14 protein-coding genes are annotated in these 16887 nt (G+C 36.6%); 3 read left to right on the top strand and 11 right to left on the bottom strand.

The genetic code is table 11. The features are described 5' to 3' along the window. Positions 1-23 precede the first annotated feature (23 nt). Positions 24-1709, top strand: coding sequence for a PHP domain-containing protein (locus QM481_RS13925; RefSeq protein WP_283382183.1), 1686 nt, complete (start codon positions 24-26; stop codon positions 1707-1709). A 215-nt stretch (positions 1710-1924) separates the two neighbouring features. Here QM481_RS13925 and QM481_RS13920 read toward each other — a convergent pair whose 3' ends face one another. Together QM481_RS13920 and QM481_RS13915 are read right to left on the bottom strand one after the other, a co-directional pair. Further along, entirely contained in the window at positions 1925-2755 is an 831-nt protein-coding gene (locus QM481_RS13920) for an Rpn family recombination-promoting nuclease/putative transposase (RefSeq protein WP_283382182.1), read from the bottom strand. An 85-nt stretch (positions 2756-2840) separates the two neighbouring features. Further along, positions 2841-4190, bottom strand: a complete 1350-nt coding sequence (locus QM481_RS13915; protein ID WP_310589667.1) for a hypothetical protein — start codon at positions 4188-4190, stop codon at positions 2841-2843. Positions 4191-4413: 223 nt separating this feature from the next. Between QM481_RS13915 and rbfA the strand changes: the two genes are divergently transcribed. Together rbfA and QM481_RS13905 are read left to right on the top strand one after the other, a co-directional pair. Then, complete coding sequence (gene rbfA, locus QM481_RS13910; RefSeq protein ID WP_166553019.1) at positions 4414-4794, top strand: 30S ribosome-binding factor RbfA; 381 nt, start codon at positions 4414-4416, stop codon at positions 4792-4794. A 131-nt stretch (positions 4795-4925) separates the two neighbouring features. Continuing rightward, a complete protein-coding gene (locus QM481_RS13905; protein ID WP_283382180.1) occupies positions 4926-6134 on the top strand; it encodes an FtsX-like permease family protein in 1209 nt (402 codons plus the stop codon). Between the two features lie 232 nt (positions 6135-6366). Here QM481_RS13905 and QM481_RS13900 read toward each other — a convergent pair whose 3' ends face one another. The 9 genes from QM481_RS13900 to QM481_RS13860 all read right to left on the bottom strand — a co-directional run bounded on the left by QM481_RS13900 (position 6367) and on the right by QM481_RS13860 (position 16843). Continuing rightward, positions 6367-10467: a DEAD/DEAH box helicase gene (locus tag QM481_RS13900; RefSeq protein ID WP_283382179.1), complete on the bottom strand. Its 4101-nt coding sequence runs from the start codon at positions 10465-10467 to the stop codon at positions 6367-6369. 213 nt (positions 10468-10680) lie between these two features. Then, complete coding sequence (locus QM481_RS13895) at positions 10681-11910, bottom strand: dicarboxylate/amino acid:cation symporter (RefSeq protein WP_166553022.1); 1230 nt, start codon at positions 11908-11910, stop codon at positions 10681-10683. 128 nt (positions 11911-12038) lie between these two features. Further along, positions 12039-12476, bottom strand: a complete 438-nt coding sequence (locus QM481_RS13890; RefSeq protein WP_283382178.1) for an SRPBCC family protein — start codon at positions 12474-12476, stop codon at positions 12039-12041. A gap of 101 nt (positions 12477-12577) precedes the next feature. Continuing rightward, positions 12578-12919: a heavy-metal-associated domain-containing protein gene (locus tag QM481_RS13885; protein ID WP_166553024.1), complete on the bottom strand. Its 342-nt coding sequence runs from the start codon at positions 12917-12919 to the stop codon at positions 12578-12580. A gap of 82 nt (positions 12920-13001) precedes the next feature. Then, the gene (locus QM481_RS13880) at positions 13002-13235 is read right to left on the bottom strand and encodes a heavy metal-binding domain-containing protein (protein WP_283382177.1); all 234 of its coding nucleotides are present in this window, start codon (positions 13233-13235) and stop codon (positions 13002-13004) included. A 45-nt stretch (positions 13236-13280) separates the two neighbouring features. Continuing rightward, positions 13281-15530: a TonB-dependent receptor gene (locus QM481_RS13875; RefSeq protein WP_283382176.1), complete on the bottom strand. Its 2250-nt coding sequence runs from the start codon at positions 15528-15530 to the stop codon at positions 13281-13283. Positions 15531-15621: 91 nt separating this feature from the next. Further along, on the bottom strand, positions 15622-16056 hold the full coding sequence (locus tag QM481_RS13870; RefSeq protein WP_166553026.1) for an HYC_CC_PP family protein: 435 nt from the start codon (positions 16054-16056) through the stop codon (positions 15622-15624). A 3-nt stretch (positions 16057-16059) separates the two neighbouring features. Then, a complete protein-coding gene (locus tag QM481_RS13865) occupies positions 16060-16383 on the bottom strand; it encodes a hypothetical protein (RefSeq protein ID WP_166553027.1) in 324 nt (107 codons plus the stop codon). A 127-nt stretch (positions 16384-16510) separates the two neighbouring features. Continuing rightward, positions 16511-16843: a tRNA-binding protein gene (locus QM481_RS13860; protein WP_283382175.1), complete on the bottom strand. Its 333-nt coding sequence runs from the start codon at positions 16841-16843 to the stop codon at positions 16511-16513. Positions 16844-16887: the final 44 nt, after the last annotated feature.

The raw sequence follows: 16887 nt of genomic DNA, 5'->3' as shown, positions 1-16887 counted from the left end.
CTTGCGCTTTTAAATTTTACGATATGAACAATCAAGATATACTGGACATTCTCGAACTAACCGTCAAGTTATTGGAACTTCACGACGAGAATGAATTTAAAATAAAAAACCTCGGCTTTGCTGTGCGTGCATTGGACAAAGCTACTGAGGACTTTATCACGACTCCCATAGCACAGTTGGCGGCTATACAAGGAGTTGGGAAAAGCACTGCCTCAAAAATCGAAGAAATTCGTACCACAGGACAACTTGCAGAGTTAAATGAACTATTAAACAAAACTCCAGAAGGCATTTTGGAGATGTTCAAAATCAAAGGAATAGGTCCTAAAAAAGTGCGCATGATTTGGCAGGAATTGGGAATTACCGATACCCGTGAATTATTGCTAGCTTGTGAAAATGGTGAAGTAGCCAAACTCAAAGGTTTTGGGGACAAAATTCAAGAAAGTATCAAGCAATCTATTCTTTATAACCAGTCGAATTCGGGCAAATTAAGAATGGAAAAAGGACAAGAAATTGCCGATTTTATTCTCGATATTCTTGAGCCAGTTTTTGAACATGTTCAAATCGTAGGAGATATTCGTCGTAAAAATGAAGTGGTTGAGTCTATTCAATTGGTTGTGGGTCACGACCAACCTTGGGAGGTACAACAATTACTTAATGCTACTCCTACCCTACAGCAAAACGAAAAAGATTCATCGCCATTTACTTGGCGTGGCAATATAGAAGGCAAACTGATTCCTATCGAAGTGATTATTTGTCCTGAAAAACAATTTATTAATCAAGGTTTTATATTCAGTGCTTCGCCAAAACATTTAGCCAAGCATCATCTTTATCAGACCGTTCAAAATCAAACTTTTGACTCCGAAGAGGCTATTTATGCCAAAGTAGGCATTCCATATATCATCCCTGAAATGCGTGAAGGTGCGTTTGAGTTTGATTGGATTCAAAAACATAATAACGACCAACTCGTAACTTGGGACTCGCTCAAAGGTATTTTGCACAATCACTCTACTTATTCAGATGGTAAAAATACTTTGGCTGAGATGGCCAATTATTGTCGTGAATTGGGCTTTGAGTATCTTGGCATTGCCGACCACTCCAAAACAGCATCTTATGCTCGAGGACTAAATGAAGTCCGTGTAGCGGAACAACATGCCGAAATCGACCAGCTTAATGCACAATATGCACTAGGCGACAAACCTTTTAAAATTCTCAAAGGAATAGAATCCGATATTCTGGGAGATGGTTCTTTGGACTATGATGAGGAGGTATTAAAAAGCTTTGATTATATCGTAGCATCGGTGCACCAAAACCTGAAAATGACTGAAGAAAAAGCTATGTATCGTTTGATAAAAGCCATAGAAAATCCTTATACAACGATTTTGGGGCACCCTACAGGACGATTGCTATTATCAAGAGCAGGTTATCCTGTCGATCACTACAAACTAATCGATGCTTGCGCTGCCAATGGTGTTGTGATTGAAATCAATGCAAGCCCTTATCGTTTGGATTTGGATTGGAGATATATTCAATATGCTTTGGAGAAAAGCGTTAAGTTGTCTATTAATCCAGATGCCCACGAGAAAGAAGGGTATTTTGATATGCACTTTGGTGTTGCCAACGCCCGCAAAGGTGGCTTGACAGCCGATATGACTTTTAATGCTTTGAGTCTATCAGAAATGGAAGCGTATTTGAAGGGTAGAAAAAAGTAAAAGTCTCTTAAATTGAGTGAATTGAGATTGAGTGATTTTTTTAAAATCTGTATTCTAGCAGTAGAGACGCAATGATTGCGTCTTAAGCTGAGTAAGTTCCAGCATGGTTTCATCAAAAAAGCATTCAGAAAATATTTTCTGAACGCTTTTTTGATGAAAATTTGAAGAATATCCCAAATTCTAAAATTCGAGATGAACCATTTTTAAGAAGTAACCTAGCTTATTATGTGTTTTATTTCTTTTTCGCTTAAGCCAGTTATATCACAAATCTGCTCGAGAGATAAGCCCATCTGTTTCATTTTTTGAGCAACTAATATTTTTTCTTTTTTCCGACCTTCTTCTTCAGCCGTTTTTACTACCTCTTTCACTTCGATATAAGTCAGTAAGCTTTCTTGATATTGCTCATATTGCTCAGGAGTCATTTTGGCTAACTCAGCAACACTAAAGGCTTTTTCAAAAATATCTTCTTCTAAAATATGAGGAATAGAATCGAATGTTTCTAAGTTTTTCAAAAAGTAAATCCACTTGTCAAAATGTGTTTCTAATTCCGTAGCATCCTTATCAAACAGAGGCATTTGGATAAACTTAAAAGTCAAATTATCATAAAATACATCTCCATCTTGATCCTTCAATTTCACAGATCTTAAAAACTTTTGTATTTCTTCCTGTTCATCATACTGAAAGTCCAAAATAGCAATCAGGTAGATAGGCGTCAATTTAAAATCCCAATCACCTCTTTTGGCTTGTTCACGAATGGGGATAGTTGCGTAAAATAGAGACCTATCTTTAAAGAAATTAACTTTTGCTTTTTGCATTTCAACGATAAACCTTTCTCCTTCGGTAGACTGACAATGAATATCAAAAATTGCTTTCCTATCCTGAGATAGTTCTCCCATAACTTCACCATTTCGAAATTGCAAATTGGCAATTTGATGATGTGGAGGTAACAGTTGATTCAAAAAATCTATTAAAAGGTCTTTGTTTGCCTCTTCTCCAAATATTTTTTTGAATCCAAAATCAGTGTATGGATTGATATATTTTGACATTTTCGTATGGCAAATGCTTTTATTGTTAAAACTGTACTATCAATTTAACTAAAATATTTACCTTAAAATAAAACAAAGCTATTTTCTACGAATTCAATAAATAAACGCATTTACCATCAGCATGATAGCGACGGGCTAGTGCGGGGATTCTTTTAAACAGTTTAGGAACTAAATTCGCTTTGTCTATAATGACTTCTGGCGTATCTTTTTCAAAATTTCTCAAGATACTTATTACATTTTCGTAATTATCTAAATTCTCTAATTCATATTTTGCCAAGTTCCAGTTAAGGTAAGGCGTGGCAGCATAGTTATCTAAGTATTCCTCCATACCATTTCCCAACACTAATACTTTTTTACTCTTGAAAGGAAAAGCACTATTACGCTTGATTTTCAAATTATTTAGCTTTGCAAAAGATTCATCGCTATCGTTTGCCCCTTGGAAATAGAAAAAAATCATTACTGATAAACTACCCAAAAAGAGCATTTCGGCCATCCATGCTTTTTTGAAACTACTAAAAAAGTTTGTTGCAAAAAATGCCAAAGCTGGCACAAAAATAATGAACTGCATTGGCGCCAAAAAGGGCATTAGTCCTATCGAAAGAAAACCTGTTAATCCCCAAAGCATCATCACTTGTTGACAACGAAGCTGAAAATTGACAAATCCTGTGGCATTGACCAATCTCAAAAAACCCAAAACAGCAAAAATAAATGGCAGAAACAACGTCGCCAATAGCGTACGGAAGTCATTGAGGTTATACTGGCGAATTTGGAATACAGATGAGATAAATATTTGGAAAAAATCATCGTAAGTACCATCCAAATAAAAGAATAGTCCAGTCAAAAATAAAGGGAATAAGAAACCAAATATAGCCAATGAATGCTGACGCAATGTAGCACCACTAAAGAACAATAATGAAGCAATCGCCCACAAAATAAAAACACAAGCGGGAGGATAAAACAATGTGGCCACCCCAATCAAAAAGCCAATTTCAAACACTTCATCGGTAGCCTCTAGTCGGTTAACTTGCTTAACAATTGTCCCGAAAGCTAGCAACAAAAAACTAGTGCCCATCAACACAGGCGATAGCGTAGCGCAGTCAATCGAGATATTTAAAAAGATTACATACATCAAACCAGGCAAATAGGTTCTTTTAGGAAAAATATCTCTATTGTTAATCACCACATTGAAATATATTACCTGAAAAGCAGCTACAAAAAAGGCTAGAAATTGATACGCAAATTGAGAACGACCAACAATACTATCAATTCCTGCATATACCATAGCAGAGAACGGCGCGGTATTATCCCAAATATCTGAGTACATTACAAAACCTTTATTGATTTGCTCGCCCACTAGCATCCATTGTAATTCAGGAATCAGCTCAGGCGAACCGTACAAGAATATATGAATACGAGATATGATTAGTAAAATCAATAAACTAAATATTTGATAGAGGGCATTCACCCTGAAAAAACTTAACATAACTGTTACTTTAATTAAAAGGTATTTTTCACGAAATTACGGTTAATCAAATTAAATTCCCGAAATTTGCATTAATATTACAATAGCACCCTCAGAAAATCGCTATGATAACCAGTGCTATTGGTTTATTTATTCATAGATGGCAATATATGCCGATTTGTAAAGACTAGCGGAAATGGATTCGAAAAGACAACAAAAATTTTCTCGTCAGATTCAAAAAGATTTGAGCGAGATTTTTCAAAAAGATATGCGTAGTGCTTTTGGTAATGCTTTCATCACAATCACCGATGTAAAAGTAACACCAGATTTGTCTATTGCTCGTATCTACTTGAGCTTCATGCTTGCCAACGATAAACAAGGTTTGATGCAGGAGATTCGTGAAAAAACGAAACAAATCAGAGGAGTTTTGGGACAACGTATCCGTCACCAAGCTCGTATTATTCCTGATTTGGAGTTCTTTTTGGATGATACCGCCGAATATGCTGCCAAAATGGATCGTTTAATTTCAAGCTTAGACATTCCACCTTTGAAAGAAGGAGAAGAAATTGAGGATTAATATTGGGTTGCACCAATAGTAAGTGAAGAATTTAGGTTTGAAACGTAATCTCATTTACGTTTCATTTCCTTCACTTTTATACTCATTGCTTCTTATATATTTGTTTATCTTATCTCCAAGAGCTCCCTATCATGAATTTGCCTTTCTTTGTTGCGAAACGATATTTCATTGCTCGAAAAAAGACTTCCTTTATTTCCCTTATTTCTTGGATTTCAATGCTAGGCGTTTGCGTTGGTACAATGGCATTGGTGATTGTTTTATCGGTGTTTAATGGATTAGAAGCTTTCCAAAAAGGTCTTTTCCGAACTTTTGATGCTGAATTAAAAATCAGTGCTAAAAAAGGGAAAAACTTTCCATGTACTCCTGCCTTTCTTGCCAAACTTCAAGCGGTAGATGGCGTAAGCACTATTACACAAGTTATTCAAGAAAGTGCCCTCATTAGGTATAAAGAAGCTCAAATGGTGGTAACGTTAAAAGGAGTTGATGACAATTTTCTCAAACAACAACGCCTCAAATCGAGCATTATTGATGGTGAATTAAAATTGGGCGGTCAAGGTATCTCTTATGCAGTGGTTGGCTCTGGGGTAGCTTTTACACTAGGGGTTGATGTAGACGCTTTTTATCCACTCGAAACTTGGTATCCTCGTAACAATCATAGCAAAACTATCGATTTTAATTCGACAGACGCCTTCAATCGTTTAAACTTACTGCCGACAGGTATTTTTGCCATCGAGCAAGAATATGATAATAATTTTGTGTTTGTGCCACTCAGTTTTGCTCAAGAGCTATTTGAATATGGCAACAAGCGCACTTCTCTAGAAATCCAAGTAAAAGACCCTAAGCAAATTCCTCAAATACAAAGTGAGATTCAGGATTTATTAGGAGAAAATTTTGTCGTACAAAACCAAGACGAGCAACACGCCAGTCTATTACGTGCCATCAAAATCGAAAAGCTTTTTGTATTTCTTACCCTCTCATTTATCATCGGAATTGCCAGCTTTAATATCTTTTTCTCACTTTCAATGTTGGCTATTGAGAAAAAACCAGATGTTAAAACCCTTCGTGCTATGGGCGCATCAAAAAGTGTAATTAAGCGAATTTTCTTATATGAAGGTGCTATTGTAGCGTTTAGTGGTGCTTTGGTAGGCTTGATTCTAGGTTTTACCATTTGCTGGCTTCAAGAAATGTATGGTTTTGTTTCAATGGGAATTGTAGGCTCTTTGGTAGATGCCTATCCTGTAGAAATGCGATTCAATGACTTCTTTTTTACGGCAGTTGTCGTCATCATAATGACCCTTGCTGCTTCGTACTTTCCTGCCAAGCGTGCTGTGAAGTTTTAAAAATCTTATAGAAAGATAGGTATTACCAATTGTAAAATATAAGTCATACAGAATTTTAACATAGGAGTTCTTCTCCAACTTTTCAAAAAAAGCGGTCGGAAAAACAATTTCCGACCGCTTTTTTGATACGAGATACAACTCGGCTTTAGACGCAATCATTGCGTCTCTACAGCTAAAATATAGACTTTAAAATAATAACTAACTCAATCAATCAACACTCACTCATTGAAAACTATATTTCTCTAATTAAGGCCAATAATTCATCAGCTGATAATTTACCACTTCCTTCTGTACCTTCTAGCAGACTATCTGCCAAATCCCTTTTCGTTTCATGAAGTTTCAATATTTTGGACTCAACAGTATCTTCTGTAACCAACCTATATACTGTTACTGGGCGTTGCTGACCAATACGGTGCGCACGGTCAGTCGCTTGGTCTTCTACAGCAGGATTCCACCATGGATCGAGGTGAATCACATAATCGGCCGCCGTCAAATTTAGTCCTACTCCACCTGCTTTTAAACTAATCAAAAATATGTCGCCAGTGCCCTTCTGGAAAGCATCAATGCTCTCTTGTCGTTTGTTGGAAGGCGTACTGCCATCTAAGTATTGATAAGCAATGCCATTTTCGGTAAGATATTGTTTGATAATCTCTAGGTGTTTTACAAACTGACTAAAGACTAATGCTCTGTGATTATTTTCACGAAGTTCTTCGAGTATTTCAACAAAAGCTTCGAGTTTCGAACTACCTATTGGTACGTCGTCATTGACCAATTTTGGATTACAACACGCCAATCTGAGCTTTGTCAATTCGGCAAGAATCTTAAATCGTTTATCCTGACCTTCTTCTTCACTGGTTAATCTTTCAAGAGCCGACTGTCTCAAAGACTCATAAAATGAGCGTTCCTCAACAGACATTTCGATATTCAATACGATTTCTGTTTTGGCAGGAAGATCATCCAATACCTGATTTTTACGTCTTCTGAGGATAAAAGGTTTTACGACTTTCTGTAAAGCCTTTTGGGCATCTTTATCTTGGTATCTTTCAATTGGATTTGAGAATCTCTCTTGAAAACTATCATGGCTTCCCAACAAGCTTGGATTTAGAAATCTAAACAAATTCCAGAGTTCGCCCAAATGATTTTCGACAGGTGTACCTGTTGTTGCAATCTTAAAATCACCGTCCAATGCCATAACAACTTTTGAGCGCTTAGTAGCTTTATTTTTGATAGCCTGCGCTTCGTCGAGCAAAATAGTAGCAAATTTCTTTTTTGTAAAAAGCTTTTCTTCACTCTGTAACAAACCATAGCTTGCAATTACAATATCGAAAGTACTAGCACTTTCTAGCATTTCTGCTCTATTATTTGCCGTTGCGAAGGTCCGTACATTGAGCGTTGGTGCAAACTTTAGCGCTTCGGATTCCCAATTTCGACAAACACTTACGGGTGCTATCACCAGTGCTGGCCCGAGTTCGGCGCGCTTGAGTAACAATGCCAAAGATTGTACCGTTTTACCCAAACCCATATCATCCGCCAAACACGCCCCTACTCCCCATTCAGACAAGCGAGCGAGCCATTGATAACCCTCTAATTGATAAGGTCTTAATTGAGCCTCAAACGTTTTGGGCACTTCGTAGGTTGTGTCACGAATTTTCTTGATACGCTTCAAATTTTCAAGCCAAGCTTTATCTGCTTTGAAACTATCTAAGTCATTCGATAAATCCTCGATTGTTTCTGATAAATGCATATTACCTCGCATTTCAGTATCTAAAACACGGTTCATCAACTGTAATTGTTTACGAAGCTTTTCGGTAATAGCAATAAATTGCCCTTCCGATAATTCTATAAAATTGGCATTTGTATCAAGTTTATCCAAAATATCTCGAAGCGACAACACCAACTTATCATCTAATTTTGCCTCGCCAGATACCTCAAACCAGTCGGTTTGGCTTTTGAGCTTAAGCGATAAATTTTGGGTATTGATTTCTCCTAAATAATTCATTTTCTGACCTTTTGGCCATTCTATGACTAATTTACCTTGTTTAAATGGCTCAGCCATTTCTTGTAAGATAGTCAAACAATCATTGGGCGAATCAACTGTCCATTGATTGTTTCCACTTTCAAACATTCCCAATGTTGGGCATTGTTCTATTATAGCCTCATAATTTTTGCGTTCTTTCTTCAGATTTCGCTTGAGTTGTACTCGAACATCATCAACCGTAGAAACGAGGGTTTCGGAACCTTTGCCTACAGGCAAAAACATGGCTTTTTTACTAGAAGGTTTGATAAAAAACTCTATTAAAAACCCATCATTTTGTGGATTAATCAGGGCATATATCCTATCATCGGCATCCAAAATAGGTAATGATTCAAACTGTTCTTCTAAATCACTTTGAATGACCACTTTTTTAGAAATCAACTCCAATGATTTCAATAGTTCAGTCTTCGCTTCGATAGGGACTTCCAAATTATTATTCCCGAACGCATTCTTAATGGCCACATGCGCAGGTGTTATTTCGACAAGTTTATAATGATTGGGCGTTTGCTTAATCAGCCTTATACCAGAACCCTCTATTTTCTCATCAAATTTTACCGTTAGCTTGGATTTCGTACTTTTTACTTGAAGTATCACCTCGCCTTTGGATAGCGTAAATGGAATCATCTCAGCACCTTTTTGCAGATACAAATGAGGATGATCACAGAGTAATTTGTAAGCTTCGGAGGAATTAATTACGTATTGGCTAGAATTATATCTCCAATCATTATAGTTGTTTTGAACGCTAATGCTCTTTTGAATAACCAATTTATCCTGTTCGGTCAAATAATCTAACTCGTCATTGTACAATCTCTTGAGTGCCACTTTTCTTCCTACCGACCAAGTACCATTTTTTTGTAATTTTTGTTCAATTGGCCAAACTTCATCAAAGTGTAAATCTATCCCCCAAGCCAGACGTACGTTTGATTTTTCATTAGTACTTGTAACTCCACCAATTGAATCTGCTACTTTTTGTAAGAGTAACAATGCCCGTTGCCAGTCCTCTTGCTCTGCCAAAAGATTACCCAAAATTGTGGTACCTATCTGTTCTTTTAAGAACGTTAATCTTTCTTCATTGGCTTGCGTATGTTTTTCTTCTTCTCTTTTCGCAATGGCATTTAAAACTTCGGCCTCAATCACTATATAATTATTGGAAGTCAGGTATGGTAGGGCTTCTGCCAAACTATAGGACAAACTAGCATTTTTAAAGAGAGCATTGATAATACTTAAACCCAAATAGCTAAAAATACTTGGTGGGAGCGTGTTGGTAAGTTGTGACTTGGAAGATTGAATAAAATAACCGTAAAAGTAAATAATCAATTCAAAGACAATGGAATGGACGTTACTTTTCTGGTGAAAAGCATAATAATCTTCGTAGAACGTTATAAATTTAGATTTATCGACTTTTGCCAACGACAGTACATATCCGAAAAGTGAAAAGGTATTTGAATATCCTTTCTTTTTATTGTTTTCTTTTCTCCAAAGCTTAATCGACTTTTCGTACAGTTCAATCGCAAGCGTATATTCTCCTTTCATTACTTCCGAGAAGGCATGCAATGCTAATATGTCGGAGTAACTATTATTTTCTTCAACCATTGCACTAAACTCCTGCCATTCTGCTCTAAAAAAATGATAGTAGGCTTTGTACAAATCTATTAACTGACTGTCGACATTAAAGTCATTCAAGCCTGAAATAAACTGGCTTAAATCTTTTCCTATATTTAGGTAATACAGAAAAGCGTATTCGACACATTGAATTTGCTGACCAGCAATGTAGCCTCCAAGTAAATTGGTAATATCTAATCCCGAACCAATTGCGTCTTGAAATAAGTTTATACGAGAATAGCTTACATAAACATCTTTCTGACTCTTGACACTAAACTGACTAAAATCACCAGTATAAATAGCAACTCTAAACTCATTCAAATCGTTAAAATAAAGTCTATTATCAGTCATAAACCGACTATTAGCCTTTGTCAACTGTTGGATACTTTCCAGATAAGGACTTTTGATAAGTTCTTCAAATATATAGGTAGAAATCTCATCTGAAAGAGCTATTTCTGCTCCAAAATGGGTTCTTAAAAAACCTGCTTTCTTCAAGTCATCGATACATCTTTTGGTCTTTTGCTGTGTAAAATCCTTTCTATTCTCATCTTTGATTTGATATACATCAAATAATCTATATACTACCCCAATAGGTATGAATTTATTGAGATAGGAAAGCACCAACAGGATTTTTTTCTCTGCTTGCTCCAGCTCCTGATACTTCAATTTCAACTCTTCTGCTCTGGCACTTTTCATATTTATTCCTCTAATGATTTTTGAAACGCTAAAAGTCTAAAGTTAGTTACTTTCTGAATAATACTAAACATGATAGGTTTATTCCATCTACTCTACCTATTAAAAAGTTTCTTTTTCTTAACAGCTCGTATTTATTGAAAATAATTAATACATAATAAATGAAAAAGGGATTGAGCAAGCTCAACCCCTTTTTCATTTATCATGTATTGCTAATTACACATTCTGCAACTCACCTTCCAATTTCGACACCACACAAGTTGCCACTGCATTACCTGCAACCGAAGTTGCTGAACGTCCCATATCTAAGAATGGGTCTACGCCTAGAATGAGCGCAATACCTTCGGTAGGTAAATCAAACATGGCTAACGTTCCTGCGATTACGACTAATGAGGCACGTGGTACGCCTGCAATACCTTTTGAGGTAATCATCAACGTTAAAAGCATCGTAATTTGTTGTTCTAATGACAATGGTACACCATACGCCTGAGCGATAAAGCCCGTAGCAAAGGTCATGTACATCATTGAACCATCGAGATTGAAGCTATAACCTAATGGCAATACAAATCCGATGATACGTTGCGAACACCCAAAACGTTCCAAAGCTGCAATAGTTTGTGGAAATGATGCTTCAGAACTAGCGGTACTAAATGATAAAAAGAGCGCATCTTTTACTTCGGCCAATAATTTCCAATATGGAATTTTCATAACCAAACAAATAGCCCAAAGTACTACGAATATGAAGAAAAGCAATCCTCCAAAGAAACAAAGCAATAGGTAAGCATAGCTCACCAAAATTCCTAACCCTTTGCTAGCAACTACGGCAGTCATAGCACCCAATACGCCAAACGGAGCAAGCTCCATGACATAACTTACAACTTTGAATACTGCTTCGGCTAAAGAATCAATGGCTTTGATGATAATCTTACCTTTATCACCAATTGAACCAAGAGCAATACCAAAAAAGATAGAGAATACTACAATCTGAAGAATTTCATTTTCGGCTAATGCCTTAAACAAACTATCAGGAAAGATATGTAAGATAAAGTCTTCCATCGACTTCATTTTGCTACCAGTAATACCCGTATCTGTACCTGCTTGCGGACGAGGCCACTGTTGTACTTCGCCAGGACGGGTTACATTTACAACCACCATCCCCACGATTAACGATAAAATAGTAGCAAAGTAAAAATATAATAGGGTCTTGATACCAATACGACCTACCACTTTGAAATCCCCTAATTTGGCAATCCCTACTACCAATGTACAAAATACCAACGGCCCAACAATCATCTTGATGAGCTTAAGGAATACCTTACTGAGGATTTGAAATTTTGATGAAATGGCCGCAGCCGCCTCTGGACTCATACTCACATTCAGAAACTGTCCGATGGCTACACCAATCACAAAACCCAATAGAATTTTTGTCGTAATGTTTAATTTCATTTGATAAATGTTTAGTCTGTAATACGAAGTTTTCTTCCGATTAGTGGATTTTGAATTAACGAAATAAAGCAAAAAATCCACCCTTTGCAAATAGAGTGGATTCTGTTTTAGGATTTTGAGTAACAAATCTATGCCTTGAAGTATCTTCTGTAAATTGGTTTTCTGTACAAAAATTGAAGATATAAAACTGGATAAATCAAAAAGTCCAAAATTATATTTGGTGTTTTATATTTTATATCATCAATTATATAGGTCTGCCCATTTTCTCTAACAATTCGATGTTTGTGCAGCCAAGTACTCAAAAAAAATGGCAACTTACTTCCCTTATCTACAAAAAAGTATTCTCCGTCCGCTTTTTGATGCTCAATAATATCTGATTCCCAATTTTGTTTAAAAAAGATAAAATCTAACTCTATTCCAACTTTATCGCCAGTCAAACATCCGTCAAATCGTAATACTCGAAAGGGTGGAAATGGAGGAGCCAAAGCCTTGAAAAGCTTTTCATCAAAACCATCCCACACTTCTTGGATACTTTTTTCAACTGAGGTCTTCAGAAAAATATTCATATAGTTCAAAAGCAAGCTTAGGTATTCTTTGCTTTTCCTTAATAACTCTCTTTCCACTTAAAAGTTTGAACAAAGGTTGGTCATCTTTCACTAAACGCATTTTAGTGTTTCATTCCCTTACTAGTTTTTTGGCAACAACTTGGAAGTTTGCTATGTGCCTCCTCATTTTTTTGTACATCGTCGGCGTCGTAACCTGTTTCTGTAATCACTTTTTTAAGTGCTTCAACATTAGTTTTTTTAGGGTTAAAAGTCACCGAAACGACTTTATCATCCAAATTCAGATTCACATCTTTAACGCCCTTCGTAAATGCCAAACGTTTTTCGATACGCTCTTTGCACATTTCACAAATAGCCGATGTTTTGATTTTTACTGTCGATGGATTATCTGCAAAGGATAAAAATGTGGTGAGTATCAATACCCACATAATTGCTAGCTTTTTCATGTTGATGTTTATTAGAAGTTTAAAATAACAATTAAAAACGATGAGTTAAGAATGACGCTACATTCTCAACTCATCGTTTTGCTTACTTAACCTGAGCCAAATCCATACCACAAGATGGGCATTTTCCAGCTTGAGCATACGTTTTTTCTCCCTCACATTTCATTGGACATTTATAAGCTTTTGTGCTATCGCTGTGTGCTTCTGCATGTTGGGTCGAATCTGCTGCTACAGTTTTTGTTTCTTCTTTCGCAGCTTCTTTTTGTCCACATGATGCCAATCCTGTTGCAAGCATCGCTAATACCAATAGTTTTTTCATGAGTTTGATTTTTAAATTGAGTTTATGAATAAATTTACGTTTATACTAGACTTTCGAAGGAATTTTCCAACGCATTCCTACGTACACCATTCTACCTGTGATAGGTCCCCAGACCATTGAGGCGTCAAAGTGTTGACTAAATGGATTACTAGCGCTCATAATTGGATTACTTTGTCTAAATCCTGTCAGGTTTTCTCCTCCAACATATAGCTCCCAACGATAAAACCCTCTAGTAACTTGGGCGTTGATATTAGAAAATGCTGGAGCGTAGACTGGCTCAGAATCTATAGTTTGAACGTGCTCGTGGCTTGCATCAGGAATGCGACGTTTGCCATTCCACTGCCATGTAAGGTCAAATTTCCATTTATCAAACTTGGTAGCATAGCCCACATTTACAAGAATTCTATCTCGGTTGACAAACATTTTAGGTAGCAAAGCCAATTCTCCTGAGCTTGTCACTATATCGTTTTTCACATCAAATAAGCGATAAGCTAATTTCACATCCATTCGTTTTATGGGCGAATAATTTAGCTCAGCCTGGAAACTGTTAGAATAGCTTTTGCCTCGTTGATTGTAAAACTTGATATAATAAGCTGATTCCATGTCTACAGTCAATTGATTATTGAAATCGGTACGATAATAATCTAAGGTCAAATTGGCATTGCGAGTACCCACTTTAAAGTCATGACTTAAACTTGCGCCATAATTCCATGATTCCTCAGGGCGAATTTGATCGAGTACCAATAGTTGTCTTGAGTTAACTAACATCGCAAAGTTTTCGGCAATAGCATTGGGCATTCTCCAGCCTTTACCTGCGCTTGCTCGCAAGTGTGTGTTGCTCGACAAGTCATATTTTGCATGAATTCTTGGGGTAAAACGATTTCCATAAAGATTATGAAAGTCCATACGTCCTCCCAAGACCAACGTAAATTTTTCAGGAATTACATAAGTATATTCACCAAATACACCTGGCACTATTTCATTGCGATGAAAAGCCGAATCTAAATAGCTTTCACGATATGAGTCAGCGATAAAACTTGCTCCCACTTTATAAGTGTGATTGGTATTGTCGATGATATTTTGATAAATCAAATTACTGTAAAACGTCTTCTGTAATCCTGTATAACTACGAGATGTCAAACCAAAATACGCATTGGCATCATGTACAGAAGCATTCATAATAAAGCCCAAGCCTTTGTAAGGTTTTTCTGGAAAAAGCGCTGCAATCTTCGCAAATGCCTCTACCCTTTTGGTTCTATTGCCAAACTCGTAATAAGGCTTATTGACAAAATCAGCAGCGTTTTGCCCTCCTGTTCTATTTTCATACAAGCCTTTTATGCCAAATTGTGCCATCATACGATCAGACTGATATTTCCATCGATTGAGCGCAGTAGCCAAACCAAATAACGGCACATCTCTAAACGTATCGTGGTTTTGATCAATCGAAATACTTTGTCCCGAACCGTGCGTCAACAAACCTACCGACCATTTATCATTCAATTTGCGAGCGGTATTGATATTCAACTCACCACGACCAAAAGAATTAATATAGGTATTCACATACAGTTTGTCTGAATCATCAGGTTTTTGGAGCTCTACATTCAATGCTCCAGTCATTGATTCATAGCCATTTACAACCGAACTTGCGCCTTTTGATACATCAATCGAAGAAATCCAAGTACCAGGAATATAGTTTAATCCAAAAGTAGTTGCCAACCCACGAACACTTGGGATATTCTCTACATTGGTTTGTACATAATTACCTGACAAACCCAACATTTGAATTTGTTTAGACCCCGTAATCGCATCCGCATAACTTACAGATACAGAAGCATTTGTCTCAAAACTTTCAGATAAGTTACAACACGCAGCTTTTGCCAATGTTTTGGTATTAATAAACTCTGTTTGTATGGGATTTAGTCGGTCGATATTGGTAGGAGATGAAGTAACCGTTACTTCGTTAAGCTGACCAGCTACTTGCAAAAGTACTTTCACAAATCCAGTGGTGTGTACCATAAGCGTATCTGTTTTGTAACCTACAAAACTTACAATAAGCTCATGATTTTCAGGCTTTTTCGAGATAGAAAAATTTCCCTCTGTATCGGTAAGTACACCACTTTTGGCATTGGCCCAGCGCACACTAGCACCAATAAGAGGCTCTAAAGAGTTATCACTTTTTTGCTCATAAACAGCGCCTTTTACTACTGTTTGAGCCATGATTGAATAAGAAGAAATAAAGAGCAGGATTACTCCAAGAATTATACTAGGAATCAACCCATTATAGGTAGTTTTCATAAAATCTTTCATTTTGAGGAAATATAAAAAGTGAGGCATTTTCAAAAATGCACACCTTTAACACACTAATGATATGATCAAAAGTGCAATCTCAAATGAGGAAAGATTGTATTTTAACAAGAATTTGGCGCCCCGAAGGTGGTGGCGCAGGAGAATGGTAATATAAAACAGAAGCCGTTTCGATAGGCAAAATCTCGTTGCGGAAAACCCACATCGGAGGCATTTGGCTTTCCCAAATCAAAGAAACATGGTCAATCGAATCAGTATAGGTATTCTGACTTGATTCTGTTGTTACTTTAGCATGAAAAACCTTATCGTTACAGCATTTTGATTTTTTGTAAGAAGGGGATTTAGTTTGAAATTGCTTTTTTTCTTTAACAGAACAACAACCTCTAACTTTACTCAACGACCATACTTTCTCTCCTTTAATTTTACAATAATGCTCATTCATAGCAAAGCCAGCGCTCGAAAGAAGCACTTGCAAAGCCAAAAACAGGCAAAATATGCGTGAGAGAAAAAGTTTCATATACTACTTTAAATGGAACAATGCATTTATAAAATTGATAAACACAACATGAAGACTATTGGCTATCCATTGAATCAAAGAATCGGTTACTTTTTTGTCAGAATCATCCGAATCTTGATTTGAATTATTGGAGCTTTCTTTCTTATCCTTGTCCTGCTCCAACTTCAATCTTTCAAGACTCTGACTCGAATCAGCTCTCATTTCTGATTTATGGCGACGATTTTCGAGAACCGTTGTCGGCTCAACCAAACCAAAACCACTACTACTGACCCATACGCCAAGTAGTAAAGTTGAAAGCAAAATTTTATTTTGAGTAGATGTTTTCATACTGAGAAGGTTATCAAGGCTAAAAAGAACGTAATTTCAAACGACACTGCAATTTACAAAACTTCTCGATTCGAAAAAAAGTTTCAAACGTTAATATTTGTTAACCCACTAAAATATAAAATGTTATCTAAAATAGTCTTGTACCATTAGGCACATTGCGCTCGACGGTAGTGAGAACAACCTCTCCGTCGCTTTGCTCAAAACCCGTCACCAACACTTCAGAAATAAAATTGGCTATTTGTCGAGGAGGAAAATTCACCACACAAATCACCTGTCTGCCGATAAGCTCCTCTTTGGTATAGAGCTTGGTAATTTGTGCAGAAGATTTTTTAATACCAAGTTCTTCCCCCAAATCCACTTTGAGTTGATAAGCAGGCTTTTTAGCTTTTGGAAAATCCTGCACTTCGATGATAGTCCCCACACGGAGGTCTACTTTTTCAAAATCCTGCCAAGTTATCATTAAATAAATTTCTTGATTCTTGTTAAAAAAAATGCGTAAGCGGT

It is taken from the genome of Flectobacillus rivi (assembly GCF_030056655.1).
GTDB lineage: Bacteria > Bacteroidota > Bacteroidia > Cytophagales > Spirosomataceae > Flectobacillus > Flectobacillus rivi.
The sequence above is the reverse complement of the archived record's forward strand: the minus strand, read 5'-3'. Positions and strand labels throughout refer to the sequence as shown.

Bases quoted from the DNA above. Each gene is read 5' to 3' on its own strand.
- QM481_RS13895 (WP_166553022.1), bottom strand. From the start codon at position 11,910: ATGAAATTAAACATTACGACAAAAATTCTATTGGGTTTTGTGATTGGT.
- QM481_RS13885 (WP_166553024.1), bottom strand. From the start codon at position 12,919: ATGAAAAAGCTAGCAATTATGTGGGTATTGATACTCACCACATTTTTA.
- QM481_RS13880 (WP_283382177.1), bottom strand. From the start codon at position 13,235: ATGAAAAAACTATTGGTATTAGCGATGCTTGCAACAGGATTGGCATCA.
- QM481_RS13925 (WP_283382183.1), top strand. From the start codon at position 24: ATGAACAATCAAGATATACTGGACATTCTCGAACTAACCGTCAAGTTA.
- QM481_RS13860 (WP_283382175.1), bottom strand. From the start codon at position 16,843: ATGATAACTTGGCAGGATTTTGAAAAAGTAGACCTCCGTGTGGGGACT.
- QM481_RS13920 (WP_283382182.1), bottom strand. From the start codon at position 2,755: ATGTCAAAATATATCAATCCATACACTGATTTTGGATTCAAAAAAATA.
- QM481_RS13875 (WP_283382176.1), bottom strand. From the start codon at position 15,530: ATGAAAACTACCTATAATGGGTTGATTCCTAGTATAATTCTTGGAGTA.
- QM481_RS13865 (WP_166553027.1), bottom strand. From the start codon at position 16,383: ATGAAAACATCTACTCAAAATAAAATTTTGCTTTCAACTTTACTACTT.
- QM481_RS13900 (WP_283382179.1), bottom strand. From the start codon at position 10,467: ATGAAAAGTGCCAGAGCAGAAGAGTTGAAATTGAAGTATCAGGAGCTG.
- QM481_RS13870 (WP_166553026.1), bottom strand. From the start codon at position 16,056: ATGAAACTTTTTCTCTCACGCATATTTTGCCTGTTTTTGGCTTTGCAA.
- QM481_RS13905 (WP_283382180.1), top strand. From the start codon at position 4,926: ATGAATTTGCCTTTCTTTGTTGCGAAACGATATTTCATTGCTCGAAAA.
- QM481_RS13890 (WP_283382178.1), bottom strand. From the start codon at position 12,476: ATGAATATTTTTCTGAAGACCTCAGTTGAAAAAAGTATCCAAGAAGTG.
- rbfA (WP_166553019.1), top strand. From the start codon at position 4,414: ATGGATTCGAAAAGACAACAAAAATTTTCTCGTCAGATTCAAAAAGAT.